20 protein-coding genes are annotated in these 24857 nt (G+C 60.6%); 9 read left to right on the top strand and 11 right to left on the bottom strand.

All coding sequences use genetic code 11. The features are described 5' to 3' along the window. Window positions 1-370: 370 nt before the first annotated feature. Window positions 371-808, bottom strand: a complete 438-nt coding sequence (locus HBO23_RS16640) for a hypothetical protein (protein ID WP_017137416.1) — start codon at window positions 806-808, stop codon at window positions 371-373. A 105-nt stretch (window positions 809-913) separates the two neighbouring features. On the opposite strand from HBO23_RS16640, the gene HBO23_RS16635 reads away from it, so the two are divergent. Then, entirely contained in the window at window positions 914-1366 is a 453-nt protein-coding gene (locus tag HBO23_RS16635; RefSeq protein WP_170038813.1) for a universal stress protein, read from the top strand. Window positions 1367-1547: 181 nt separating this feature from the next. Here the strand turns inward: HBO23_RS16635 and HBO23_RS16630 are convergent, their stop codons facing one another. Next, window positions 1548-3470, bottom strand: coding sequence for an ATP-binding cassette domain-containing protein (locus tag HBO23_RS16630; protein WP_017137414.1), 1923 nt, complete (start codon window positions 3468-3470; stop codon window positions 1548-1550). 213 nt (window positions 3471-3683) lie between these two features. On the opposite strand from HBO23_RS16630, the gene HBO23_RS16625 reads away from it, so the two are divergent. After that, complete coding sequence (locus HBO23_RS16625) at window positions 3684-5612, top strand: transglycosylase SLT domain-containing protein (protein ID WP_017137413.1); 1929 nt, start codon at window positions 3684-3686, stop codon at window positions 5610-5612. Window positions 5613-5928: 316 nt separating this feature from the next. Here the strand turns inward: HBO23_RS16625 and HBO23_RS16620 are convergent, their stop codons facing one another. Then, complete coding sequence (locus HBO23_RS16620; RefSeq protein WP_170038811.1) at window positions 5929-7716, bottom strand: ABC transporter transmembrane domain-containing protein; 1788 nt, start codon at window positions 7714-7716, stop codon at window positions 5929-5931. A 235-nt stretch (window positions 7717-7951) separates the two neighbouring features. Here HBO23_RS16620 and HBO23_RS16615 point away from each other — a divergent pair, with 235 nt between their 5' ends. Then, a complete protein-coding gene (locus HBO23_RS16615) occupies window positions 7952-8125 on the top strand; it encodes a PA1571 family protein (RefSeq protein ID WP_017137411.1) in 174 nt (57 codons plus the stop codon). Window positions 8126-8318: 193 nt separating this feature from the next. Here the strand turns inward: HBO23_RS16615 and pdxB are convergent, their stop codons facing one another. Further along, on the bottom strand, window positions 8319-9461 hold the full coding sequence (gene pdxB, locus HBO23_RS16610; protein WP_170038800.1) for a 4-phosphoerythronate dehydrogenase PdxB: 1143 nt from the start codon (window positions 9459-9461) through the stop codon (window positions 8319-8321). A gap of 208 nt (window positions 9462-9669) precedes the next feature. On the opposite strand from pdxB, the gene HBO23_RS16605 reads away from it, so the two are divergent. After that, a complete protein-coding gene (locus HBO23_RS16605; protein ID WP_170038798.1) occupies window positions 9670-11046 on the top strand; it encodes an MATE family efflux transporter in 1377 nt (458 codons plus the stop codon). Here the strand turns inward: HBO23_RS16605 and tusA are convergent. Both tusA and rlmM read right to left on the bottom strand, forming a co-directional pair. Then, entirely contained in the window at window positions 11043-11288 is a 246-nt protein-coding gene (gene tusA, locus HBO23_RS16600) for a sulfurtransferase TusA (RefSeq protein WP_017137408.1), read from the bottom strand. The two genes, HBO23_RS16605 and tusA, sit on opposite strands and share 4 nt — an antisense overlap. Before the next feature lie 124 nt (window positions 11289-11412). Further along, a complete protein-coding gene (gene rlmM / locus HBO23_RS16595; protein ID WP_017137407.1) occupies window positions 11413-12489 on the bottom strand; it encodes a 23S rRNA (cytidine(2498)-2'-O)-methyltransferase RlmM in 1077 nt (358 codons plus the stop codon). Window positions 12490-12685: 196 nt separating this feature from the next. Here rlmM and acnA point away from each other — a divergent pair, with 196 nt between their 5' ends. Then, on the top strand, window positions 12686-15427 hold the full coding sequence (gene acnA / locus HBO23_RS16590) for an aconitate hydratase AcnA (protein ID WP_099548671.1): 2742 nt from the start codon (window positions 12686-12688) through the stop codon (window positions 15425-15427). Between the two features lie 64 nt (window positions 15428-15491). Here acnA and HBO23_RS16585 read toward each other — a convergent pair whose 3' ends face one another. Together HBO23_RS16585 and cysK are read right to left on the bottom strand one after the other, a co-directional pair. Then, window positions 15492-16430 (bottom strand): aspartyl/asparaginyl beta-hydroxylase domain-containing protein, encoded by a 939-nt coding sequence (locus HBO23_RS16585; RefSeq protein WP_017137405.1) that lies wholly within the window; start codon window positions 16428-16430, stop codon window positions 15492-15494. Between the two features lie 151 nt (window positions 16431-16581). Next, window positions 16582-17556, bottom strand: a complete 975-nt coding sequence (gene cysK, locus HBO23_RS16580) for a cysteine synthase A (protein WP_099548669.1) — start codon at window positions 17554-17556, stop codon at window positions 16582-16584. A 124-nt stretch (window positions 17557-17680) separates the two neighbouring features. On the opposite strand from cysK, the gene HBO23_RS16575 reads away from it, so the two are divergent. The 3 genes from HBO23_RS16575 (at window position 17681) to HBO23_RS16565 (ending at window position 21018) form a co-directional block, all read left to right on the top strand. Continuing rightward, window positions 17681-18757 (top strand): DUF748 domain-containing protein, encoded by a 1077-nt coding sequence (locus HBO23_RS16575; protein ID WP_017137403.1) that lies wholly within the window; start codon window positions 17681-17683, stop codon window positions 18755-18757. 237 nt (window positions 18758-18994) lie between these two features. After that, window positions 18995-19840 carry a MoxR family ATPase gene (locus HBO23_RS16570; protein ID WP_017137402.1) on the top strand — a complete coding sequence of 282 codons (846 nt, stop codon included), beginning with the start codon at window positions 18995-18997 and terminating at the stop codon, window positions 19838-19840. Beyond that, on the top strand, window positions 19840-21018 hold the full coding sequence (locus HBO23_RS16565) for a VWA domain-containing protein (RefSeq protein ID WP_138816246.1): 1179 nt from the start codon (window positions 19840-19842) through the stop codon (window positions 21016-21018). Before HBO23_RS16570 ends, HBO23_RS16565 begins: the two co-directional genes overlap by 1 nt. Before the next feature lie 106 nt (window positions 21019-21124). On the opposite strand, the gene HBO23_RS16560 is transcribed toward HBO23_RS16565, so the two are convergent. From HBO23_RS16560 to HBO23_RS16550, 3 genes are read right to left on the bottom strand one after another with little or no spacing between them, the layout of a single operon-like run. Next, the gene (locus tag HBO23_RS16560; RefSeq protein WP_169985547.1) at window positions 21125-22039 is read right to left on the bottom strand and encodes a biotin-dependent carboxyltransferase family protein; all 915 of its coding nucleotides are present in this window, start codon (window positions 22037-22039) and stop codon (window positions 21125-21127) included. After that, entirely contained in the window at window positions 22036-22740 is a 705-nt protein-coding gene (gene pxpB, locus HBO23_RS16555; RefSeq protein WP_170038796.1) for a 5-oxoprolinase subunit PxpB, read from the bottom strand. Before pxpB ends, HBO23_RS16560 begins: the two co-directional genes overlap by 4 nt. Beyond that, window positions 22737-23477 (bottom strand): 5-oxoprolinase subunit PxpA, encoded by a 741-nt coding sequence (locus HBO23_RS16550; RefSeq protein WP_017137398.1) that lies wholly within the window; start codon window positions 23475-23477, stop codon window positions 22737-22739. The genes pxpB and HBO23_RS16550 overlap by 4 nt, the downstream gene beginning before the upstream one ends. Before the next feature lie 175 nt (window positions 23478-23652). On the opposite strand from HBO23_RS16550, the gene HBO23_RS16545 reads away from it, so the two are divergent. Continuing rightward, window positions 23653-24567 carry a LysR family transcriptional regulator gene (locus tag HBO23_RS16545; RefSeq protein WP_170038786.1) on the top strand — a complete coding sequence of 305 codons (915 nt, stop codon included), beginning with the start codon at window positions 23653-23655 and terminating at the stop codon, window positions 24565-24567. Window positions 24568-24857: the final 290 nt, after the last annotated feature.

Genomic DNA, 24857 nt, shown 5'->3' with positions numbered 1-24857 from the left:
CTGTATGAGTCGTCTGACAGACAAACGCTCAATTCATACGCCCGTTTGATTTGGGTACGTCACCTTCATCCAATTCAGGGCAATTGTCAATCGCTCGAAAGGCCAGGAAAAACGCGACTTTCCAGTCAGTTCAGAACTCCACGCCCACGCCTGCGCCCTGTCAATATTCAAATATTCACAGAATCAATAATAAAAAAGATGTGGGAAAAGGCTGTACAGAATCGGATATGCCGCTAGGCTTGCGACAACCGCAAAGCGCCCCGTGATGAACACCCGGCGCGAGGAACACAGAATTACCGGCCTGCCTGGCCAACTCCAGCCCGATGATGATGTCGGGCTTTTTAATGCCAGTCTTTTAACGCTAATGGCGTCATGCCAGGGCCTTGAGCAGCGTATCGATGTCCTTCAGCACACTGGCCTCACCCTTCTCGCCCCAATACAGGGCGATCATTTGCTTGTCGGCCTCGACCTTGTAGACGTTGGCCGGCAACGTCGCAAAATGCGGCAACAACTTTTCATCCTCACACACTTCACGCCATTGATTGACCCATACGCCTGGCGACATTTGCCAATAACTCCACAGGGCCGGCGTGCTGCCGCGCCGTGGCCTGCAGTACTGCGCGCAGGGGCTCGGCGGCTCTTGCGCAAGCCAGTGCGGCCACTCCTGTGGCGCCAATTGCATGGCCAAACCGATGCGGCGCGCCTCCATGCGCAGGGCCATGCGCCCGCTCTGATGGCGCGACGGGCGCAGCCAGGCCAGGGGGCTAAGAACCACCAGAAGGATTGACACCACTATCCAGACCGTCATATGTGTACTCCCGAATTTCTAGATGCGCGGATTTGAGCTGACGCAACCCCATCCGCTTGAAACCAGCCATACTGAACTTATTGCAGTCTCCTGGAGGAACGCGCCATGCCCAACGAATATTCCTACAAACATATCCTGGTCGCGGTCGATCTGACCGAAGAGTGCGACCCGGTTATCAAGCGCGCTCAGGCTTCAGCAATCGCCAACGGCGCCAAGCTGTCACTCGTGCATATCGTCGAGCCCATGGCCATGGCCTTTGGTGGCGACGTACCCATGGACCTTTCCCAGTTGCAGCAACAGCAGTTTGACCAGGCCAAAGAGCGCCTGGACCGTTTGATTCTCAAGTACCCGCACTTGAAAAAGGAAGACTGCCACCTCACCTACGGCCAACCGCGCCAGGAAATCCATCACCTGGCCAAAGAGCAGAACTGCGACCTGATCGTGGTCGGCAGCCATGGTCGTCATGGCCTGGCGTTGTTGCTGGGTTCTACCGCCAATGACGTGCTGCACGGCGCGCCGTGTGATGTGCTGGCGGTGAAGCTGGTAAAAAGCTCGTAAGGCCGATGAAGATCTAATGTGGGAGCTGGCTTGCCTGCGATGCAGGCACCTCGGTGCTTCAGGCAGACCGAGGTGAGGCTATCGCAGGCAAGCCAGCTCCCACATTTCGAATCGCATTTCATATAAAAAGCCCGGCGATCATACCGATGAGCGCCGGGCTTTTTTATGGCGTGCGAATCAATCAGGCATCCAGCTCAGCCCAACGCTCCATCAGCACTTCCAGCTCCTGGTTCAACGTTTCCAGGGAAGCAATCACCTTGGCGGTTTCCGCCGCCGGGCGCAGGTAGAAACCCGCGTCAGCCATGTCTGCTTCTACCGCAGCGATCTGCTGTTCCTTGGCGTCGATATCACCCGGCAAGGCTTCCAGCTCGCGTTGCAGCTTGTAGCTGAGCTTCTTCTTGGCCGCCGGTGCAGCTTCCGCAACCGGTGCAGCAGCAGCGGCCACAGGCGCCACGACTGCCGAGGTCAGGTCGGCCTTGCCGGACTTGCTCTCGGTCACGCCCAGCAGGCGCGGCGAGCCGCCCTGACGGATCCAGTCCTGGTAACCACCGACGTATTCACGCACCTTGCCTTCACCTTCGAAGACCAGGGTGCTGGTCACCACGTTGTCGAGGAATGCCCGGTCGTGGCTGACCATCAGCACGGTGCCGTTGAAGGTCAGCAAAACCTCTTCCAGCAGCTCGAGGGTTTCCACGTCGAGGTCGTTGGTCGGTTCGTCGAGTACCAGCAGGTTGGACGGCTTGCTGAACAGCTTGGCCAGCAGCAGGCGCGCACGCTCACCACCGGACAGGGCTTTGACTGGCGTACGCGCACGCTGCGGGCTGAACAGGAAGTCGCCCAGGTAGCTCAGCACGTGGCGGCTCTGACCGTCGATGTCGATAAAGTCGCGGCCTTCGGCAACGTTGTCGATCACGGTCTTTTCCAGGTCCAACTGATGGCGCAACTGGTCGAAGTAGGCCACGTCGATGCGCGTGCCTTCTTCCACGGTGCCGCTGGTCGGTTGCAGGCCATTGAGCATCAGTTTGAGCAAGGTGGTCTTGCCGGTGCCGTTGGCGCCCAGCAGGCCGATACGGTCGCCGCGCTGCAGGACCATCGAGAAGTCCTTGATCAGGAACGGGCCATCCGGGTGGTGGAAGCTGACATTCTCCAGCACCATCACCTGCTTGCCCGACTTGTCGGCGGTGTCCAGCTGGATATTGGCCTTGCCGGTGCGCTCGCGGCGCTCACTGCGCTCAACACGCAGGGCTTTGAGGGCGCGTACACGGCCTTCGTTACGGGTGCGACGGGCCTTGATGCCCTGGCGGATCCAGACTTCTTCCTGGGCCAGCTTCTTGTCGAACAGCGCGTTGGCGGTTTCTTCAGCGGCCAGCGAGGCTTCTTTGTGTACCAGGAAGCTGGCGTAGTCGCCGTTCCAGTCGATCAGGCCGCCACGGTCCAGTTCGAGGATGCGCGTGGCCAGGTTTTGCAGGAAGGAGCGGTCGTGCGTGATGAACAGCACGGCGCCCTGGAAATCCTTGAGGGCTTCTTCGAGCCAGGCGATAGCGCCGATGTCCAGGTGGTTGGTTGGTTCGTCGAGCAGCAGCAGGTCGGGCTCGGACACCAGCGCCTGGGCCAGCAACACGCGACGGCGCCAGCCACCGGACAACTCGGCGAGGGTCTTGTCGGCGGGCAGTTGCAGGCGGCTCAGGGTGCTGTCGACCAGCTGCTGCAAACGCCAGCCGTCACGGGCTTCGAGGTCTTGCTGGACGTGCATGAGCTTGTCCAGGTCGGCTTCGGTGACGCAGTTCTGCGCCAGGTGATGGTACTGCGCGAGCAACTCGCCAACGCCGTCGAGGCCTTCGGCAACCACGTCGAACACTGTCCGTCCGTCGGCCACCGGCAATTCCTGCGGCAATTCGCCGATCTTGAGGCCCGGCGCGCGCCATACAGAGCCGTCATCGGGCTTCTGGTCGCCTTTTACCAGCTTCATCATGCTGGACTTGCCGGTGCCGTTGCGGCCGATGATGCACACCCGCTCACCACGGGCGATCTGCCAGGACACCTTGTCCAACAACGGCATAGCGCCGAAAGCAAGGGACACATCGCTGAATTTGAGCAGGGTCATACGCTTCTCCAAAAACTGGGCGCGCATTCTACCTGACTTGAGGGTGGGATGCGGCCGGCATTTTTGCCACAGACACGTTCTGTAGGACATTTACGGTGAACTGCTGCCAGCCGGCCGGCAAAGCTTTCGCCAGCCGCTGGCAAAAGGCTAAGCTAGGGGCAATCAGTGTCGGCGGTGCCGGTGCTAGTCGTGATTTCTCTGCACGGACGTCTCATGCGCAGTCGCCTTTTCAACTTTTTATCTTGTCTGCTTCTTTCCGCCACCGCCGTTCAATCCGCCCAGGCCGTGGACCTCACCACCCAACGTCAGTATTACGATGAAGCCAAACGCGCCCTCGCCAAAGGCGACAGCGGCCCGTATATGCAATACAGCCAGGCCCTGGCCGACTACCCGCTCACGCCGTACCTGGCCTACGACGAGCTGACCGCGCGCCTCAAAACCGCGAGCAACGAGGAAATCGAACAGTTCCTCGCCAAAAACGGCGACCTGCCCCAGGCCAACTGGATGAAACTGCGTTGGTTGCGCTGGCTGGCCGACCGTGGTGACTGGCAAACCTTCGAAAAGTACTACGACGCCAAGCTCAATTTCGTCGAACTGGACTGCCTGCATGGCCAGTACCAGCTGACGCACAACCTCAAAGCCGAAGGCTACAAGACCACCGAAAAACTCTGGATGACCGGCAAATCCCAGCCGGCCGCCTGTGACGCCACCTTTGGCCAGTGGGCCGCCGATGGCCAACTCACCGAACAGAAAATCTGGGACCGCGCCAAGCTCGCCGCCGAAGCCCGCAACTACGCATTGGCCAACAGCCTGGTGAAAACCCTGCCAACCCTTGGCGCCCAAGGCCGCTTGATGATCGACGTGGCGCAAAAGCCCGACATGCTCAGCGACCCGTCGCGCTTCCTGCCGGCCAACGAGGCCATGTCTGACGCTGTGGGCCTGGGCCTGCGCCGCCTGGCACGCCAGGACCCGGACAAGGCCATGGCCCTGCTCGACGGCTATGCCAGCAGCATGCACTTCTCCCGTGACGAAAAAGTGTCGATCGCCCGCGAAATCGGCCTGACCCTCGCGCGCCGCTACGACCCACGCGCCCTGGACGTGATGACCAAGTACGACCCCGAGCTGCGTGACAACACCGTCTCCGAATGGCGCCTGCGCCTGCTGTTGCGCCTGGCTCGCTGGGAAGATGCCTACCAGTTGACCCGCAAACTCCCGCAAGACCTGGCCACCACCAACCGCTGGCGCTACTGGCAGGCGCGTAGCCTGGAACTGGCCGAGCCGAAGAACCCGCAGCCGCTGGTGCTGTACAAAAACCTTGCGCAGGAACGTGATTTCTACGGGTTCCTCGCGGCTGATCGCTCCAAAGCGCCCTACCAGTTGAAAAACAAACCGTTGGTGATGAGCCAGGCGCTGATCAACAAAGTGCGCAACACCCCCGGTGTGCGCCGCGCGATGGAGTTCTATGCACGCGGCCAGATTGTCGATGGCCGCCGCGAGTGGTACCACGTCAGCCGTCACTTCAACCGCGATGAAATGGTCGCCCAGGCCAAGCTGGCCTACGACATGAAGTGGTACTTCCCGGCGATCCGCACCATCAGCCAGGCGCAGTACTGGGATGACCTGGATATTCGTTTCCCGATGGCACACCGCGACACGCTGGTACGCGAAGCCAAGGTGCGTGGCCTGCATTCAAGCTGGGTGTTCGCCATCACCCGCCAGGAAAGTGCCTTCATGGACGACGCGCGCTCCGGCGTCGGCGCCAGTGGCCTGATGCAACTGATGCCCGGCACTGCCAAAGAAACCGCACGTAAATTCAGCATCCCACTGGCCTCCCCGGCCCAGGTGCTGGACCCGGACAAAAACATCCAGCTCGGCGCCGCCTACCTGAGCCAGGTACACAGCCAATTCAACGGCAACCGCGTACTCGCCTCCGCCGCCTACAACGCCGGCCCCGGCCGTGTGCGCCAGTGGCTGCGCGGTGCCGACCACCTGAGTTTCGATGTGTGGGTGGAAAGCATCCCGTTCGACGAAACCCGCCAGTATGTGCAGAACGTGCTGTCTTATTCGGTGATCTACGGGCAGAAACTCAATTCACCGCAGCCGCTGGTGGATTGGCATGAGCGGTATTTTGATGATCAGTAAGACTGACTGAAGTGCGATCAGCAGGCTTGCTGTGGCCAACAGGTTTCATTTGGCCACCAGGCTTGTTGTGGCGAGCAGCCTTGTTGTGGCGAGCAGGCTTGCCCTGCGCTGGAGTGCGAAGCGCTCCCTATTCAGCCCCGCCACGGTGTAACTGATAGACCGAGTCGGCAAGTTTTGGGGCTGCTACGCAGCCCAACGCGGGGCAAGCCCGCTCGCCACATCAAGCCCGCTCTCCACAACAAACCTGCTCAGCCTACTAGCCTGCTCACCCGACTAGCCTGCCTGCCACACTAGCCCGCTCGCCACATAGATCAAGCTAGCCTTCGTTTTTCACAACCTCACCGCCATCACTGAACTGCAACGCCGCTAACCGTGCATACAACGGATTACTCGCAATCAACTGTTGATGCGTACCCACTGCCACCAGCTTGCCCTGGTCCATCACCGCAATCCGGTCGGCGTTCTTCACTGTGGCCAACCGATGCGCAATCACCAGCGTGGTGCGGCCCTGCATCAGTTGCGGCAAGGCTTGCTGTATCAAATGCTCACTCTGCGCATCCAGGGCGCTGGTGGCTTCGTCCAGCAGCAGGATCGGCGCATCCACCAGCAACGCGCGGGCGATGGCCAGGCGTTGGCGTTGGCCGCCGGACAGGCCCATACCGCCGTCGCCCAGATGGGTCTGGTAGCCATCGGGCATTTGCAGGATGAAGTCATGGGCGTGGGCGATGCGTGCCGCGGCTTCGACCTGTTCGCGGGTGGCGGACGGGTTGCCATAACGGATGTTTTCTTCAACGCTGCCGAAGAACAGCGCCGGGCTCTGGGAAACCAGCGCGAAATGACGGCGCAGGTCCATTGGCTCGAGTTCGGTCAGCGGGTGGCCCTCAAGCAGGATGCGGCCTTGCTGCGGATCGTAAAAGCGCAGCAGCAAATCAAAGATCGTCGATTTACCCGCGCCGGATGGGCCGACCAACGCCAGGGTTTCACCGGGGTTGATGCTCAGGCTCAAACCGTCAATGGCGTAGCTGTGCGGCCGCGACGGGTAGGAAAAACGCAAGTCTTGCAGTTCCATACGACCGCTGACCCGCTCCGGCAACTGCACGCTGCCTTCGGCGGGTGCCTGGATGTCATTGCTCGACTGCAACAGTTCGCCAATCCGCTCAGCGGCACCGGCGGCACGTTGCAGCTCACCGAGCACTTCGCTCAGAGTACCAACCGCACTGCCGACGATCAGGCTGTAAAACACGAACGCCGCCAGTTCACCGCCGGAAATCCGCCCACTGATCACATCCATACCGCCCACCCACAGCATCACCCCCACCGCGCCGAGCACCAGCATGATCACCAGTGTAATCAGCCAGGCGCGCTGCGCGATGCGTTTACGCGCCGTGGCAAACGCCTCTTCCACGGTGATGGCAAAGCGCTGTTCGTCCTGCACCTGGTGGTTATAGGCCTGCACGGTCTTGATCTGGCCAAGCGTCTCCGACACGTAACTGCCCACATCGGCAATACGGTCCTGGCTCAGCCGCGACAGGCTGCGCACGCGGCGACCGAAGATCAGGATCGGCGCCAGCACCAGCGGCAGCGCCACCACCACGATGCTGGTGAGCTTGGGGTTGGTGACAAACAACAGCACGATGCCGCCGATCACCATCAAGGCGTTGCGCAGGAACAGCGACAGCGACGAGCCGATCACCGATTGCAGCAACGTGGTGTCGGTGGTCAGCCGCGACTGGATTTCCGAACTGCGGTTGTTCTCGTAAAAGCCTGGGTGCAGGTAGATCAGATGATTGAAGACTTGCCGACGAATGTCCGCCACCACCCGTTCGCCGATCCACGACACCAGGTAAAACCGCGCAAACGTACCCACGGCCAGGCCCAGCACCAGCACCATGAACAGGCCAATGGACTGGTTGAGCAGGTGCGGCGACTGGGTCATGAACCCCTGGTCCACCAGCAGGCGAATGCCCTGCCCCATGGACAAGGTGATGCCCGCAGTGACGATGAGTGCCAACAAAGCACCCAGTGCCTGCCAGCGGTACGGCGCGATAAAGCGGCTGGCCAGGCGAATGGCACGGCGTTGACGGACTGAGAACATGGCGGGCATACCGATGAGGAACCTGTACACCAACATTGGGGGAACTTAGCTAAATAACAATGCGTCAGGTTAATTATGCCCGCCGATGTTGATGCCTAGAGGCTATCGGTCTAACGCCTGGGTGGAAATTTGTATCGGTTTCTGTTGGACTGGGCGTTCGAAGCGGTGATCGTGTAAGCAGTTGTAATAGCGCGGTCACGCGCAGGTATTAGATTAGGCACACAACCTGATGAGGAGACAGGCCATGACCTTGCAAAACAGCAGTGACGCCAAAATTGAAGTGATTCGCCAGCCGCAGCACCTGCCTTGCTCGTATATCGACGCCAAGGGCCGCGAAGTGCAGATTACCGAAGAAATGATCCAGCAAGCGTGCAGCGACCTGGAACAGCGACTGGTCAAACCTGCCAAGCAAGGCTGACGCGCCCACGCTCTTTCAGACCCGGCCTTGATGGCCGGGTTTTTTATGCCTGTTTTTTGTGGTCCGCCTTTTGTGGCGAGGGAGCTTGCTCCCGCTGGGCCGGGCTGGCGCTCCAGTGCGCAGCGCCCCTGAAAGCCTGCGACTGCTGCGCAGTCGAACGGGAGCAAGCTCCCTCGCCACAGGCGTAACAGTCCTATAAAGGCATGGCGCCCAATGCAGTGACGATGTTCGACAACACTGCCGACTCGCCATTGATCCGCACCTTCAAGCCATCTATCTCGCGACGCTCCGGGTAATGCTTGCGCAGCAGGTCGAACGCCTTGCGTTGCTCTTCCACGGTTCCCACAAGGCTGCGGCGCAAATCCGCATCATCGCGGCGCGGGTCGTACACACTGCGGCACAAGGTCGCCAGCGCCCAGGCCGGGTCTGTCGATGCATTCAAGTGCACCTCGGCCAGCCATGGCTGCGGCAACAAATCACTCAACTGGATACTGGGTTCCTGGCCCATATGGGCGCACAAAGCCTGGTAGATCTGCGCGGTGCCACGCTGTTTGCCGTCGAGGCTGTAGCCGGCGATATGCGGTGTGGCCAGCACGCACAGGTCGGCCAGGTCGACGTCCACTTCGGGCTCGCCTTCCCACACGTCCAGCACGGCTTGCAGGTCTTCGCGCTCCAGCAGTACTTCGCGTAAGGCCGCGTTATCGACGACAGGGCCGCGACTGGCGTTGATCAGCCAGGTGCCGGGCTTGAGGCGACCAAGGCGTTCACGATCAAACAGGTGCCAGGTGGAGCCGTTACCAGACTTGGTCAGCGGCGTGTGCAGGCTGATCACATCGCACTGCTCGATAATCTGCTGCAGGCTGACGTAATCACCGTCTTCGGCAATCTGGCGCGGCGGGTCGCACACCAGCACGTTCCAACCCAGACCTTTAAGCACCTTGACCAGGCGCCCGCCCACTTCACCGGCACCGACGATGCCATAAGTGCGCTGGTTCAGGTCGGCGCCTTCGATTTCGGCCAGGGTCTGCAAACTGCCCAGCACGTAGTCCACCACACCGCGGGCATTGCAGCCTGGGGCGCTGGACCAGGTGATACCGGCCTGTTTGAAGTAATCCAGGTCCAGGTGATCGGTGCCAATGGTGCAGGTGCCCACAAAGCGCACTTGAGTGCCGTCCAACAAGGCACGATTGACGTTTGTTACCGAGCGCACCAGCAGCACATCGGCCTGCTCGACCGTGGCGCGGTCGATGGAACGCCCGGGTACGCGGCGAATCTCGCCAAACCCTTCAAAAAAGGCATCGAGCAGCGGGATATTTTCGTCGGCAATAATCAGCATGGCAGGCTCCTTTCGCGGACCAGCAGTGTACAGGGATGCGTAGTTCGAGTGTGGGAGCTGGCCAGCTCCCACATGGGCCAGTTCCCACAGGGGTTTATCCTCTACCGGGAAAGCGCATTACAAATCAGCAACACAGGTTTTTTCCTGACCACAGCGTCAACGCGTAGACTTCGCCGTCCTTTGCAACTCTTTTACTGGACAACCGCACTTGAACACCGCCACCCTCTCCCGCCCCGCCCGCGTCAGTCGCGAGGTGCGCAGCCTGCTGACCCTGGCCCTGCCGATCATGATCGGCCAACTCGCCACCACGGCCATGGGCTTTGTCGATGCGGTGATGGCCGGGCGCGTGAGCCCGCGAGACCTGGCGGCGGTGGCCTTGGGCAACTCGATCTGGATTCCGGTATACCTGCTGATGACCGGCACGCTGCTGGCCACCACGCCCAAAGTCGCCCAGCGCTTCGGCGCCGGTCACCACACCGAGATTGGCCCGCTGGTGCGCCAATCCCTGTGGCTGGCAGTGGTGGTGGGCATCACTGCCCTGCTGATGCTGATCAGCGCCGAGCCGATCCTGCACGCGATGAATGTCGACCCCGAGCTGATCAAACCCTGCATGACCTACCTGCACGGCATCGCGTCCGGCATGCCCGCCATCGCCCTGTATTACGTGTTGCGTTGCTTCAGTGATGGCCTGGGCCGTACGCGCCCCAGCATGGTCATGGGCCTGTGCGGGCTGGCGTTGAATATTCCACTGAACTACGTGTTCATTTATGGCCACTTCGGTGTGCCGGCCATGGGCGGCGTGGGCTGTGGCTGGGCTACAGCCATTGTGATGTGGGTGATGATGCTCGGCCTCGCCGCCTGGACCCGCTGGGCACCGGCGTACCAGAGCAGCGAGTTGTTCAAGCGTTTCGACTGGCCGCAATGGGCCGTGATCAAGCGCGTGCTGGGCATCGGCCTGCCGATCGGGATCGCGGTGTTTGCCGAATCGAGCATCTTTGCGGTGATCGCCCTGCTGATCGGCAGCCTGGGCGCCAACGTGGTCGCCGGGCACCAGATCGCGCTGAACTTCAGCTCGCTGGTGTTTATGATCCCCTATTCGCTGAGCATGGCGGTCACGGTGCGGGTCGGCCAGGCATTGGGCCGTGGCGAGCCGCGTGAAGCACGCTTTGCCGCCGGGGTCGGCATGGGCACGGCACTGACCTACGCGTGCCTGTCCTGCAGCCTGATGCTGCTGTTTCGCGAACAGATTGCCACGATTTACACGCCTGACCCGCGGGTGATCCACGTGGCATCGATGCTGATCGTGTTTGCGGCGCTGTTCCAGTTCTCCGACGCGATCCAGGTCACCGCGGCCGGCGCGCTGCGTGGCTACCAGGACACACGGGTGACCATGGTGCTGACCTTGTTTGCTTACTGGGGCGTGGGGTTGCCGGTGGGTTATGCCCTGGGGCTGACCGATTGGTTGGGCGCAGCGAGTGGGCCGAGTGGGCTGTGGCAAGGGCTGATCGTGGGCTTGAGCTGCGCCGCGGCGATGCTGGTGATCCGCCTGGCACGCAGCGCGCGCCGGCGGATTCGCCTGGTTTAAGCGGACTTCTTGCGAATCCAGTACAGGTATTTGCCGGCGTGTTCCTGCTGATCCACCAGTTCGTGGTCCAGGAACACACAGAACTTGGGAATATCGCGGCGGGTCGACGGGTCGGTGGCGATCACCTTGAGCAAGCCGCCCGGCGGCAGGTCGCGGATGTGCTGGTGCAACATCATCACTGGCTCCGGGCAGTTGAGGCCGGTGGCGTCGAGGGTGCCGTCGACAGGCAATTCAATACTCATAATCACTCCTGAAACTGGCCCGCTCCAGTGTGGGAGCGGGCTGCCCGCGATGACCGGGGCACATTCAACATAGATTTCAACCGTTATACCGCTATCGCAGACAAGCCAGCTCCCACATTGGGTTTCAGCGACCTTTAGGTTTTTTTGCATCAACCAGCCGACGCAGGTGGCAAGTCACTTCCTCTCGGTCGTGATACAGCTGCTTGCAGCCGATTTCCACCCGAATACCACGAGCCTTGAAGCCGTCTTCGATGCGCTCAAGCAAACGCTTTACCTCAGCATAACGCTGCTTCATCGGCAGTTTGAGGTTCACCACCGCTTCGCGGCAATGCCCTTCGCCAATCCAGGTTTCCAGCAGCGCGGCGTTACGTGCCGGTTTCTCGACGATATCGCAGACCATCCAGTCCACCGGCTGCTTGGGCACGAAGGTAAAACCGTCGGCCATCAAATGCTGCACCAGGCCGGTGTCCATCAGGCTTTCGGCCATGGGGCCGTTGTCGATGGCGGTCACCAGCATGCCACGGTTGACCAGTTGCCAGGTCCAGCCGCCCGGCGCGGCGCCGAGGTCGACGCCGGTCATGTCGCCATGCAGGCGCTCGTCCCACTGGTCGCGGGGGATGAAGTGGTGCCAGGCCTCTTCAAGCTTCAAGGTCGAACGGCTTGGCGCGTCACGCGGGAACTTGAGGCGTGGGATGCCCATCGGCCACATCGCCGAGTTGTTCGACTCGGCCAGGCCCATGAACACTTCGCGACCGCTTTTGAAGGTCAACAGCAGGCGCGGCTTGCTCGGGTCGTCCACCAGCTTGCCGGCGTTGAGCAAGGCTTTGCGCAGGTGCACTTCAAATTTCTTGCAGAAGTTCGACAGCTCTTTGCCGTCGTTGGTGTCGACCATCTCCAGCCACAGGCTGCCGCACACCGGGAATTCGCGCAGGTGGGCGAGGATCACGCTGATGCGGTCGGTTTCCGGCAGGTCGATGAATACCCCGCGCGCCCACTGCCTTGGGAAGATCAGCTCGGCAAAGCGCTGGCCGTGCATGAGGCGCTGGGCGCCGTCTTCTTCGGTGCAGACAAATTCGGCGCAGGCGCTGCCGGTCTTGGCCTTGGCGTAGCCGGAAACGTTCAGGCGCGCGGCGTGTTCCGCGATCTCGGAACAGACTTCGCCTTCAAAACCCGGGCGGCAGTGCATAAAAAGGGTGTTCATCAACTCTCCTGGTGACTCAACCGGCCTTGCGCTATCGCAATACCTGTCATGAAAACGCGCGCATGATAGCCGAGTTCGGAACCTTGGACTTAACGATAGAGTCCAGTTATTAGCCTGCTAATGAAAACAGGGCTAAGTTGAAAGCTCTGTTCGTCCCGTCAGGTCCGTAGCCGTGCGGACCATAAGGAGTCATGTAATGTCATCGCTAGATAGCCTGAGAACCCTCAAAACCCTGCAAATCGACGACAAGACTTACCACTACTTCAGCTTGCCCGAAGCCGCCAAGAGCCTGGGTGACCTGGACAAGCTGCCGATGTCCCTCAAGGTGCTGCTGGAAAACCTGCTGCGCTGGGAAGACAACAAGACCGTCACCGGCGCCGACCTCAAGGCCATCGCCGCCTGGCTCAAAGAGCGCCAGTCCGACCGCGAGATCCAGTACCGCCCGGCTCGCGTATTGATGCAAGACTTCACCGGTGTGCCCGCCGTGGTCGACCTGGCCGCCATGCGCGCCGCCGTGGCCAAGGCCGGTGGCGACCCGCAGCGCATCAACCCGCTGTCCCCCGTGGACCTGGTGATTGACCACTCGGTGATGGTCGACAAGTTCGGCAGCACCAGCGCCTTTGAACAGAACGTCGACATCGAGATGCAGCGCAACGGCGAACGCTACGCCTTCCTGCGCTGGGGCCAAAGTGCGTTCGACAACTTCAGCGTAGTGCCACCGGGCACGGGCATCTGCCACCAGGTCAACCTTGAGTACCTGGGGCGCACGGTGTGGACCAAGGACGAAGACGGCCGCACTTACGCCTTCCCCGACACGTTGGTGGGCACCGACTCCCACACCACCATGATCAACGGCCTCGGCGTACTGGGCTGGGGCGTGGGCGGTATCGAAGCGGAAGCGGCGATGCTCGGCCAGCCGGTGTCGATGCTGATTCCGGAAGTGATCGGCTTCAAACTGACCGGCAAATTGAAAGAAGGTATTACTGCCACCGACCTGGTGCTGACCGTCACCCAGATGCTGCGTAAGAAAGGCGTGGTCGGTAAATTCGTCGAATTCTATGGCGACGGCTTGGCCGACCTGCCCCTGGCCGACCGCGCTACCATCGCCAACATGGCCCCGGAATACGGCGCCACCTGCGGTTTTTTCCCGGTGGACGAGGTGACGCTGGACTACCTGCGCCTGTCGGGCCGCCCGGCAGAAACCGTCAAGTTGGTGGAGGCCTACACCAAGGCCCAGGGCCTGTGGCGTAACGCCGGCCAGGAACCGGTGTTCACCGACACCCTGGCGCTGGACATGGGCAGTGTCGAAGCCAGCCTGGCCGGGCCGAAACGCCCGCAGGACCGTGTGTCACTGCCCAATGTTGGCCAGGCGTTCACGGACTTCCTCGACCTGCAGTTCAAACCCGCCAGCAAAGAAGAAGGCCGCCTGGAAAGTGAAGGCGGCGGCGGGGTTGCCGTGGGCAATGCGGATTTGGTCGGCGAGACCGATTACGAGTACGACGGCCACACCTATCGCCTCAAAAACGGCGCGGTGGTGATCGCCGCGATTACCTCCTGCACCAACACTTCCAACCCCAGCGTGATGATGGCCGCAGGCCTGGTGGCGAAAAAGGCCGTGGAAAAAGGCCTGACCAGCAAGCCGTGGGTGAAAACCTCCCTGGCGCCCGGCTCCAAAGTGGTGACCGATTACTACAAGGCGGCCGGCCTTACCCAATACCTCGACAAGCTGGGCTTTGATCTGGTCGGCTACGGTTGCACCACCTGCATCGGCAACTCCGGGCCATTGCCTGAGCCGATCGAAAAAGCCATCCAGAAGGCCGACCTGGCGGTGGCTTCGGTGCTGTCGGGCAACCGCAACTTCGAAGGCCGCGTGCACCCACTGGTGAAAACCAACTGGCTGGCTTCGCCGCCGCTGGTGGTCGCCTATGCCTTGGCGGGCACCGTGCGTATCGACATCAGCAGCGAGCCGCTGGGCGAAGGCAAGGACGGCAAGCCGGTGTACCTCAAAGACATCTGGCCGAGCAGCAAAGAGATTGCCGACGCGGTGGCGCAGGTCAGCACCGGTATGTTTCACAAGGAATATGCCGAAGTGTTTGCCGGTGACGAGCAATGGCAGGCGATTGAAGTGCCGCAGGCCGCGACCTATGTATGGCAGGAGGACTCCACCTACATCCAGCATCCGCCGTTCTTTGACGATATTTCCGGGCCACTGCCGGTGATCGAAGACGTCAAGGGCGCCAACGTGCTGGCCCTGCTGGGCGATTCGGTGACCACCGACCACATCTCCCCCGCCGGCAATATCAAGACCGACAGCCCCGCCGGGCGCTACCTGCGCGAGCAAGGCGTGGAGCCACGCGACTTCAACTCCTACGGCTCACGCCGGGGCAACCATGAAGTGATGATGCGCGGCACCTTTGCCAACATCCGTATCCGCAACGAAATGCTCGGCGGCGAAGAAGGCGGCAACACGCTGTACATCCCCACCGGCGAGAAAATGCCGATCTATGACGCCGCCATGAAGTACCAGGCCTCGGGCACGCCGCTGGTGGTGATTGCAGGCCAGGAATATGGCACCGGCTCAAGCCGCGACTGGGCGGCCAAGGGCACTAACCTGCTGGGGGTCAAGGCGGTGATTGCCGAGAGTTTCGAGCGGATTCACCGCTCCAACCTGGTGGGTATGGGTGTGTTGCCGCTGCAGTTCAAGCTGGATCAGAACCGCAAGGCGCTCAAGCTGACCGGCAAGGAGAAGATCGACATTCTTGGGCTTACCGATGCCGAGATCGAACCACGGATGAACCTGACACTGGTGATTACCCGCGAAGACGGCAGCAGCGAGAAGGTTGAGGTGCTGTGCCGGATTGATACGCTTAATGAGGTGGAATACTTCAAGGCCGGTGGCATCTTGCACTATGTGCTGCGCCAGTTGATCGCGTCCTAAGCAACACGGGAGATCAAATGTGGGAGCTGGCTTGCCTGCTCCCACAGTTTTGACCGTGTTCAGATCAGCCGAACAGCCACTTCCACAGCAGCACCAGCACAACCACAGCCAGCACCGGCCGCGCAATGCGGTAGGCCTTGGGATGCTTGCGTTTCCACTGCTTGACCACACCACTGAACTTGTCACTGAACGTCTTGCTCCAGGCATACGCCTGGTTGATCCCGCCCACACGCTCGTCATCCAGGTTCTGCGGCGCAGTCGCGCGACCCAGCTGCTTGCTGACCCAGCGGTTGATGCCGGTCATGAGGCGGTTGCTCAGCGGGCGTTCGATATCGCAGAACAGAATCACACGGGTCTTTTCAGTTTCGTTCTTCACCCAATGCACGTAGGTTTCATCGAACATCACGTCTTCACCGTCGCGCCACGCGTAGACCTGGCCGTCGACGAAGATGCGGCAGTCGTCGGAGTTCGGCGTGGACAGGCCCAAGTGATAACGCAAGGAGCCTGCAAACGGGTCACGGTGCGGGTTGAGGTGGCTGCCACCCGGCAGCAGCGCGAACATCGCGCCCTTGACGTTCGGGATGCTGCTCACCAAAGCCACGGTTTTCGGGCACAGCGCCTCGGCCGATGGCAGGGGTTTGTCGTACCACTTGAGGTAGAAACGCTTCCAGCCCTTCTTGAAGAACGAGCCGAAACCGGCGTCGTTGTTCTTTTCGGCGGCGCGGATATAACCCTCGTCGAACAGGTGCATGGCCTCTTCGCGGATCACTTCCCAGTTATCCTTGAGCACATCCAGTTCCGGGAACTTGCTGCGATCCAGGTATGGCTTGGACGGCACGGCCGAGAACAGGTACATCAAGGCGTTATACGGGGCGAACAGCGCCGAATGGTTGACGAACTGGCGCAACACCGGCAAACGCGCCTTGCCGCGCAAGTGCACATACAGAATGCTGCCGATAAACAACGCCAGCACCGACAGTTTGGCGGCCAAAGAAAAGGTCATGCAGCAACTCCTGAAAATAAGCGCCTGGCCAGCAACCTCCCGTCAACGGGAAACCAGACGTAGCAGCCGGCCATGATAAACACTTGGGCCATTATGCAGAAGGCCCAGGCCGACCGGCTGATATACATCAAACCTGTGGCGAGGGAGATCATCACGCCTGGGTTTCTTGATCGGTAAACAGATCGCTGAACAACATGCTCGACAGGTAACGCTCGCCGGAGTCCGGCAGGATCACCACGATGGTCTTGCCCTGCATTTCCGGCTTCTCGGCCAGACGCACGGCCACAGCCATGGCGGCGCCGCAGGAGATACCGCACAAAATCCCCTCTTCCTGCATCAGGCGCAGGGCCATGGCCTTGGATTCGTCGTCGGTCACCAGCTCCACGCGGTCAACCATCGACAGGTCGAGGTTCTTCGGCACAAACCCGGCGCCGATGCCCTGGATTTTATGCGGGCTCGGCTTGATCTCCTCACCGGCCAGCGCCTGGGTGATCACCGGCGATACCCTCGGCTCAACCGCCACCGACAGAATCGGCTTGCCCGCAATGTTCTTGATATAGCGCGAAACGCCAGTAATGGTGCCGCCAGTGCCCACGCCCGCCACCAGCACGTCCACGGCGCCATCGGTGTCGTTCCAGATTTCCGGGCCGGTGGTTTTCTCGTGAATAGCCGGGTTGGCAGGGTTTTCGAACTGGGCCGGCATAAAGTAGGTGGCCGGGTCGCTGGCGACAATCTCGCCAGCCTTGTCGATAGCGCCTTTCATGCCCTTGGCCGGCTCAGTCAGCACCAACTCGGCGCCCAGGGCCTTGAGCACTTTGCGTCGCTCGATGCTCATGGAGGCCGGCATGGTCAGCAGCAGCTTGTAGCCACGGGCGGCGGCGACAAATGCCAGGCCGATGCCGGTGTTGCCGGAGGTCGGTTCGACAATGGTCATGCCCGGCTTGAGTTTGCCGGTGCTTTCGGCGTCCCAGATCATGTTGGCGCCAATGCGGCACTTCACCGAGTAACCCGGGTTACGCCCCTCGATCTTGGCCAGGATGGTCACGCCACGCGGCGCAATGCGGTTGATCTGCACCAGGGGCGTGTTACCGATGGAGTGCGCGTTGTCGGCAAAGATACGGCTCATGACGGGTCCTTAAGGCAATTTCAAGAAGGCCCCAAGGGTATGCCTCAGGCCTTTGGGCGTCCAGTCAGAGGAACGTTGCGCCCGCGCGTGCGGTCCATCGCCTATACCGTTGGAGAGCATTGACATGAAACGTCGCTACAGTGGGCTGCTATGGATCGTCGCCGTACTGGTGGTAGTACTGATCGCCCTGGACCTGGCCCTGCCCTATCTGGTGCGCAATTACCTGAACGACAAGCTGGCCGACATGGGCGACTACCGTGGCCAGGTCACTGACGTGGACCTGGCCTTGTGGCGTGGCGCCTACCGCATTAATGGCCTGAAAATCGTCAAGGTCGACGGTAAAGTACCTGTGCCGTTCGTCAACGCGCCGCTGATTGAATTTGCGGTCAGCTGGCACTCGCTGTGGTACGACCATGCCGTCGTCGCCGAGGGCCATTTCGTAAAGCCTGAAATCAACTTCGTCGACGGCGGTGCCAACAAACAGGCGTCCCAAACCGGTAAGGGCACCGACTGGCAGCAACAGTTGAAAAAACTGCTGCCGATCACGCTGAATGAAGTGCGCATTGAAGATGGCAAAATCGCCTTTCATAACTTCAGCTCCAAGCCCCAGGTGAACATCAAGGCCACCGAGGTCAATGCCAGTCTGTACAACCTGACCAACGTGGTAGACCTCAAAGGCAAACGCGACGCGCGATTCGAAGGCAAGGCCCTGCTGCAGGGCCAGGCCCCTATGGAGGCCAACGCAACCTTTGATCCTTTAAATAATTTTGAAGACTTCGAATTCCGCTTCCGCGCCCGCGACTTGCAACTTAAACGCATGAACGACTTCGCCTCGGCCTATGGCAAATTCGACTTCAAGGCTGGCACCGGCGACGTGGTGATTGAAGCCCAAGCGGAAAAAGGCCAGCTCACTGGCTATATCAAGCCGCTGCTGCGCGATGTAGAAGTGTTCGACTGGAAACAGGACGTGGAGAACAAGGACAAAAACATCTTCCGCTCGATCTGGGAAGCCGTGGTAGGCACCAGCGAAACCGTGCTCAAGAACCAGAACAAAAACCAGTTTGCCACCCGCGTGGAACTCAGTGGCAGCGTGCATCAGCAAGATATCAGCGCGTTCTCCGCATTTTTGGCGATTTTGCGTAATGGCTTCATCCAGGCGTTCAATGCGCGCTACGAACAACCCAAGCCTTCCGCCAACTAACCCTGGGAGCTGGCTTGTGTGGGAGCTGGCTTGCCTGCGATAGCATCAACTCAGTCTGCCTGAATCACCGAGGTGCTCGCATCGCAGGCAAGCCAGCTCCCACACAAGCATAAGCATGACCCCGCCCGTTGGCCTGCGATGTGACCGGCCATTCAGAGACTGAATAACCCGTCTGCGTTCACAGTCGCCGGGGCTGCGCGGTATAGTCCGGGCATTGATGAATTCGAGGAATGACCGATGAAGTTCGAAGGCACCCAGGCCTATGTGGCTACCGATGACCTGAAACTGGCCGTCAACGCCGCCATCACCCTGGAGCGGCCGCTGCTGGTCAAGGGCGAACCGGGCACCGGCAAGACCATGCTCGCCGAGCAATTGGCCGAGTCCTTTGGTGCCAAGCTCATCACCTGGCACATCAAGTCGACCACCAAGGCGCATCAGGGCCTGTATGAGTACGACGCGGTCAGCCGCCTGCGCGACTCGCAACTGGGCAACGAGAAAGTCCACGATGTGCGCAATTACCTGAAAAAGGGCAAGCTCTGGGAAGCCTTCGAGTCCGAGGAGCGCGTGATCCTGCTAATCGATGAAATCGACAAGGCCGACATCGAGTTCCCCAACGACCTGCTGCAAGAACTCGACAAGATGGAGTTCTACGTCTACGAAATCGACGAGACCATCAAGGCCAAGAAACGCCCGATCATCATCATTACCTCCAACAACGAAAAAGAGCTGCCGGACGCGTTCCTGCGCCGCTGCTTCTTCCATTACATTGCGTTCCCCGACCGCAGCACCCTGCAAAAGATCGTCGACGTGCACTACCCCGATATCAAGAAGGATTTGGTCAGCGAAGCGCTGGACGTGTTCTTCGACGTGCGCAAAGTGCCGGGCCTGAAGAAAAAGCCGTCCACCTCCGAACTGGTCGACTGGCTCAAGCTGCTGATGGCCGACAACATCGGCGAAGCGGTGCTGCGCGAGCGCGACCCGACCAAGGCTATTCCGCCGCTGGCCGGTGCCCTGGTCAAGAACGAGCAAGACGTGCAGTTGCTGGAGCGTCTGGCGTTCATGAGCCGTCGCGGTAATCGCTGATGCTGCTCAACCTGTTCAACGAGATGCGCGCCGCCAAGGTGCCGGTGTCGGTGCGCGAGCTGCTCGACCTGATCAACGCGCTTAAACAGCGCGTGGTCTTCGCTGACATGGACGAGTTTTATTACTTGGCCCGGGCGATTCTGGTCAAGGACGAACGGCACTTCGACAAGTTCGACCGTGCGTTCGGCGCCTATTTCAATGGGCTGGAAAAGCTCGACGACCACCTGCAGGCGTTGATCCCTGAAGAATGGCTGCGCAAGGAATTCGAACGCTCGCTGACCGATGAGGAACGCGCGCAGATCCAGTCTCTTGGCGGCCTGGACAAGTTGATCGAAGAATTCAAGAAACGCCTGGAAGAACAGAAAGAACGCCACGCCGGCGGCAACAAGTGGATCGGCACTGGCGGCACCAGCCCGTTTGGCTCCGGCGGCTACAACCCGGAAGGTATCCGGGTTGGTGATGCCGGCAAACGCCAGGGCAAAGCCGTAAAGGTCTGGGACCAGCGCGAATACAAGAACCTCGACGATCAGGTCGAGCTGGGCACGCGCAATATCAAGATCGCCCTGCGCCGCCTGCGCAAGTTTGCGCGTCAGGGTGCGGCTGAAGAGCTGGATATCGACGGCACCATCGACCACACGGCGCGGGATGCCGGCTTGCTGAATATCCAGATGCGCCCGGAGCGGCGCAACACCATCAAGCTGTTGCTGCTGTTCGATATCGGCGGCTCGATGGACGCTCACGTGAAGATCTGCGAAGAGCTGTTTTCGGCGTGCAAAACCGAGTTCAAGCACCTGGAGTACTTCTACTTCCACAACTTCGTGTACGAGTCGGTGTGGAAGAACAACCAGCGCCGCACTTCAGAGCGCACCTCTACCCAGGACCTGCTGCACAAGTACGGCGCCGACTACAAAGTGATTTTTATCGGCGATGCGTCGATGGCGCCGTATGAAATCACCCAGGCCGGCGGCAGTGTCGAGCACTGGAACGAGGAGCCTGGGTATGTGTGGATGCAGCGCTTCATGGCCAAGTACAAGAAGCTGATCTGGATTAACCCGTACCCGAAAGACACTTGGGGCTATACGGCGTCGACGGGGATTGTGCGCGAGTTGGTGGAGGATCAGATGTATCCGCTGACGTTGCGTGGGCTGGAAGAAGGCATGCGTTTTCTGTCTAAGTAGGTGGTGTATTCACTGACGCTATCGCAGGCAAGCCAGCTCCCACAGGGGAGTGCATTCCAAAGTTGAAATGCATTCCCCTGTGGGAGCTGGCTTGCCTGCGATGCTTTTAGCGATTCAAAAACCGCTGCAAAAACTCGATGTGCTGCCGATGCGCAGTCTCCTGCACCACTGGCGCCAGCCTCACCTTCTCCCCCGGCAAACACTGCGCCAGCCGCGCCAATGCCAACGGCGTCAGTGCGCCCAAACGCGGATAGCCGCCAATGGTCTGCCGATCATTGAGCAACACAATCGGCTGCCCATCCGGCGGCACCTGGATCGCGCCCAACGGGATGCCTTCAGAGATCAACGACGGCCCCTGGTACTGCAACGGCGTGCCCAGCAGGCGCATGCCCATGCGGTCGGCGCGGCTGTCCAGCGACCAGTCGGTATTGAATGCATCGAACAGGCTCTGCCCACTGAACTGGCCGATCTGCGCGCCGACAATCACGTCCAGCGGCGCTTTTGCCGGCAGATCAGGCGTGCTCAGCACGTTCATCGCGCCGCCCGTACCGGAATAAACCAACCGCCCGCCTTCGGCCAAGGCCTTGCCGAAACCGTCCAGCCCACCTAATGCCTCACGTACCACCGTGGAACAACTGCCCAGCACAGCCGGCGCATCAAACCCGCCGGGCGCCGCCAGGTAAGCCCGCGCACCACTGAATGGCTGGGTAAAGCGCAGACGCTGACCCTTTTGCAGGATAAAACTGCGCCCGGGACTGATGGCGCGTTCGTCGATATAGGCGCCCAAATCCGCCCCGGCCAATGCCAGCAAACAATAGTCTTCGGCCTGCACGGTAAACCCGCCCAGGGTGATTTCCACCACCGGCGCATCCAGCGTATTACCCAGCAGCCAATTGGCCCAAGACATCGACACCCAGTCCAGCGCACCGCCCTGGGTCACGCCCAGGTGGCGCACGCCAAAGCGTCCGGCGTCCTGTAACAGGCACAGCGGCGTGCTGGCCTCGATCAACAAGCGGCTCATGCCTGCGCCTCCAACGGCGTGTCATCGCCACCCAAATGGATGAATTCGGCGTGGCCGACCGCTTCGAAACGCACGGTATCGCCCGGCTGCATCAGGCTGTAGCCGTCACGCTCGCGGTCGAACAGTTTGGCCGGGGTGCGACCGATCAGGTTCCAGCCGCCCGGCGACACCACCGGGTAGGCGGCGGTTTGCCGCTCGGCAATGCCGACACTGCCGGCCGCCACGCGTTTACGCGGCGTGTTGAGCCGTGGTGTGGCGAGGATTTCGTCGACCAAGCCCATAAAGGCAAAACCGGGCGCGAAGCCGAGGGCAAAGACTTGGTATTCGTGGGCACTGTGGCGATGGATCACCTGCTCGATCGACAACCCGCTGCGCTGGCTGAGCAACGTCAGTTCCGGGCCGACACTCAGGTCGTACCACACCGGCAACACGTGGCACTGGCCGCTGCCCTGCGCCTGGGGTTGCAAGTCGGTCAGCGCCTGATCGATCAGTTCCCGCGCTTGAGCGGGGCTCAGCGCAGTCAGGTCGTAATGCACCATCAAGGTCGTGTAGGACGGCACCAGATCCACCAGCGCGTCACCAAAACCTTCACGCAGACGTTGGGTGGCGGCGAGCATCCACGGCATGTTGGCTTCCGCAATCACCTCAAACAGACGCACCATCAGGCAGTCGATGGCCACCACTTCAATGCGTGGCTTCATGCTGGTTTCAACGCCTCGCGGATGCGCTGCACAGCGGCGATCGAGCTGGCGTTGTCGCCGTGTACGCACAGGGTGTTGGCCTGCAACACCAGGGCGCTGCCGTCGCTGGCCGTCAGGGCTTGCCCACGGGAAATGGTCAGGGCTTGCTGCACGATGGTGTCGGCGTCGTGATGGACCGCGCCCGGCAACTGACGCGAAACCAGATGGCCCTTAGGGTCATAGGCGCGATCAGCGAAGGCTTCGAACCACAGTGTCAGGCCGAATTCATCGCCCATCGCCTGGGCCTCGCTGTTGTCGCTTTTGGCCAGCAACATCAAGGGCAAATCGCCATACGCGGCCACAGCCTGCATCACCGCTCGCAGTTGCGCCGGTTTGGCCATCATGTCGTTGTACAGCGCACCATGGGGTTTGACGTAGCTGACGCGGGTACCCTGCGCACGGCAGATGCCCTCAAGGGCGCCGATCTGGTAGTGCATGAGGTCCTGGATTTCCTGCGGCGTATAGGCCATGGAACGGCGGCCGAACCCTTGCAGGTCCTGGTAGGCCGGGTGCGCACCTATTTGCACGCCATGCTTGAGTGCCAGGCTGACGGTCTGGCGCATGATGCTCGGGTCGCCGGCATGAAAACCACAGGCCACGTTGGCGCAATCGATGAACGGCATGACCTCGGCGTCCAGACCCAGGGTCCAGTTACCAAAGCTTTCGCCGATGTCGCAATTCAAAAGCAGACGGCTCACGGTGGTTGCTCCTGTAGGCTTTGTATTTTTTGTAGTGTGGGATTTTTTACGCAGAACTCGCAACTTGTCCTGACACCCTAACGGCGCTTATCGTGGAATGCCTCGATTTTTGGCGTTTGCCGGGTGCGGCGTCCAACTAATAAAAACCGATCCAAGCATAAGAAAAGTTGATCCCATGAATTTGAAGTTCCTCGAAACTTTCGTCTGGGTGGCCAAGCTCAAGAGCTTTCGCCTGACCGCCGAAAAGCTGTTCACCACCCAGGCCTCGATTTCCAGCCGCATCGCCGTGCTCGAAAGCGAACTGGGTGTGAAGCTGTTTCTGCGCGATTCACGCGGCGTCAGCCTGACCCCGGAAGGCTTGAAGGTGCTCGATTATGCCGAGCAGATGATGGTCACAATGCAGGGTTTGAAGCAGTCCCTGGAGACCACCAGCAGCAAGGTTGGGCGCATCCGCATCGGTGCCATGGACACGGTAATCCACACTTGGCTGAGCCCATTGGTGGCACAATTGATGGATCACTTCCCGCGGGTAGAAATCGAACTGGTCGCCGATACGGCGCTTAACCTCAGTGATCAGCTGCAAAAAGGCTTCCTCGACCTGATCCTGCAAACCGACCTGCTGCGCCTGGAAACCGTGCGCAGCCTGGAGCTGGCCAGCCACCCCATGGCCTGGATAGTCGCCAGCCACTCCATCTACAACCGTGACTACGCCTCCCTCGCCGAACTGGCCCAGGAGCGCATCATCACCTACTCGAAAAATTCCCACCCGCACCAGGATGTGCTGAGCCTGATGCAGGCCAACGGGGTGGCCTCGCCACGCATGAACTGCGTGAACTCGGTGTCGGCGATTACCCGCTTGCTGCGCGATGGCTTCGGGATTGGCGCGTTACCGCCGGTGCTGGTGATGGAAGAACTGGCTCGCGGAGAGCTGGTGATGCTGCCCATGGCGCAACGCCTGCCGAATTTGCAGGTGGTGGTGTCGTGGCGTGTGGGGGTGGAGTTGGTGGAGGAGATTGTGGGGTTGTGTCAGAAGGTGGTGGCGCGGTATGCCGAGGAAGTGGGTGAAGAAAGGATGGTACTAAGCCAATGATCGTTCCCACGCTCCGCGTGGGAATGCAGCCCGGGACGCTCTGCGTCCCAAAGCCTGACGCAGAGCGTCACAAGAGGCATTCCCACGCAGAGCGTCACTAGTGTCCGGTAAACATGTTTCATAGCTGAAGGCTGCCTTGGGCAGCCTTCAGCTTTTCTCGCTTCTGCCTTCGTCGATCCCTCAACTCTGGCGTCGCGGGCCGTTCGTGCAGGACATGAGATATGCGAACCGTCAGCTCAAACAACGAACCGGTAAATTCTGAGCGACGATGGTAAAGGTGCAATAACAAG

It is taken from the genome of Pseudomonas sp. WS 5532, assembly GCF_012985445.1.
In the GTDB taxonomy this organism is placed as follows: Bacteria; Pseudomonadota; Gammaproteobacteria; order Pseudomonadales; family Pseudomonadaceae; genus Aquipseudomonas; species Aquipseudomonas edaphica.
The sequence above is the reverse complement of the archived record's forward strand: the minus strand, read 5'-3'. Positions and strand labels throughout refer to the sequence as shown.

What these genes read in the sequence shown, in the direction of transcription:
- HBO23_RS16640 (WP_017137416.1), bottom strand. Translation starts at nt 808, where the DNA reads ATGACGGTCTGGATAGTGGTGTCAATCCTTCTGGTGGTTCTTAGCCCC.
- HBO23_RS16635 (WP_170038813.1), top strand. Translation starts at nt 914, where the DNA reads ATGCCCAACGAATATTCCTACAAACATATCCTGGTCGCGGTCGATCTG.
- HBO23_RS16630 (WP_017137414.1), bottom strand. Translation starts at nt 3,470, where the DNA reads ATGACCCTGCTCAAATTCAGCGATGTGTCCCTTGCTTTCGGCGCTATG.
- HBO23_RS16625 (WP_017137413.1), top strand. Translation starts at nt 3,684, where the DNA reads ATGCGCAGTCGCCTTTTCAACTTTTTATCTTGTCTGCTTCTTTCCGCC.
- HBO23_RS16620 (WP_170038811.1), bottom strand. Translation starts at nt 7,716, where the DNA reads ATGCCCGCCATGTTCTCAGTCCGTCAACGCCGTGCCATTCGCCTGGCC.
- HBO23_RS16615 (WP_017137411.1), top strand. Translation starts at nt 7,952, where the DNA reads ATGACCTTGCAAAACAGCAGTGACGCCAAAATTGAAGTGATTCGCCAG.
- pdxB (WP_170038800.1), bottom strand. Translation starts at nt 9,461, where the DNA reads ATGCTGATTATTGCCGACGAAAATATCCCGCTGCTCGATGCCTTTTTT.
- tusA (WP_017137408.1), bottom strand. Translation starts at nt 11,288, where the DNA reads ATGAGTATTGAATTGCCTGTCGACGGCACCCTCGACGCCACCGGCCTC.
- rlmM (WP_017137407.1), bottom strand. Translation starts at nt 12,489, where the DNA reads ATGAACACCCTTTTTATGCACTGCCGCCCGGGTTTTGAAGGCGAAGTC.
- acnA (WP_099548671.1), top strand. Translation starts at nt 12,686, where the DNA reads ATGTCATCGCTAGATAGCCTGAGAACCCTCAAAACCCTGCAAATCGAC.
- HBO23_RS16585 (WP_017137405.1), bottom strand. Translation starts at nt 16,430, where the DNA reads ATGACCTTTTCTTTGGCCGCCAAACTGTCGGTGCTGGCGTTGTTTATC.
- cysK (WP_099548669.1), bottom strand. Translation starts at nt 17,556, where the DNA reads ATGAGCCGTATCTTTGCCGACAACGCGCACTCCATCGGTAACACGCCC.
- HBO23_RS16575 (WP_017137403.1), top strand. Translation starts at nt 17,681, where the DNA reads ATGAAACGTCGCTACAGTGGGCTGCTATGGATCGTCGCCGTACTGGTG.
- HBO23_RS16570 (WP_017137402.1), top strand. Translation starts at nt 18,995, where the DNA reads ATGAAGTTCGAAGGCACCCAGGCCTATGTGGCTACCGATGACCTGAAA.
- HBO23_RS16565 (WP_138816246.1), top strand. Translation starts at nt 19,840, where the DNA reads ATGCTGCTCAACCTGTTCAACGAGATGCGCGCCGCCAAGGTGCCGGTG.
- HBO23_RS16560 (WP_169985547.1), bottom strand. Translation starts at nt 22,039, where the DNA reads ATGAGCCGCTTGTTGATCGAGGCCAGCACGCCGCTGTGCCTGTTACAG.
- pxpB (WP_170038796.1), bottom strand. Translation starts at nt 22,740, where the DNA reads ATGAAGCCACGCATTGAAGTGGTGGCCATCGACTGCCTGATGGTGCGT.
- HBO23_RS16545 (WP_170038786.1), top strand. Translation starts at nt 23,653, where the DNA reads ATGAATTTGAAGTTCCTCGAAACTTTCGTCTGGGTGGCCAAGCTCAAG.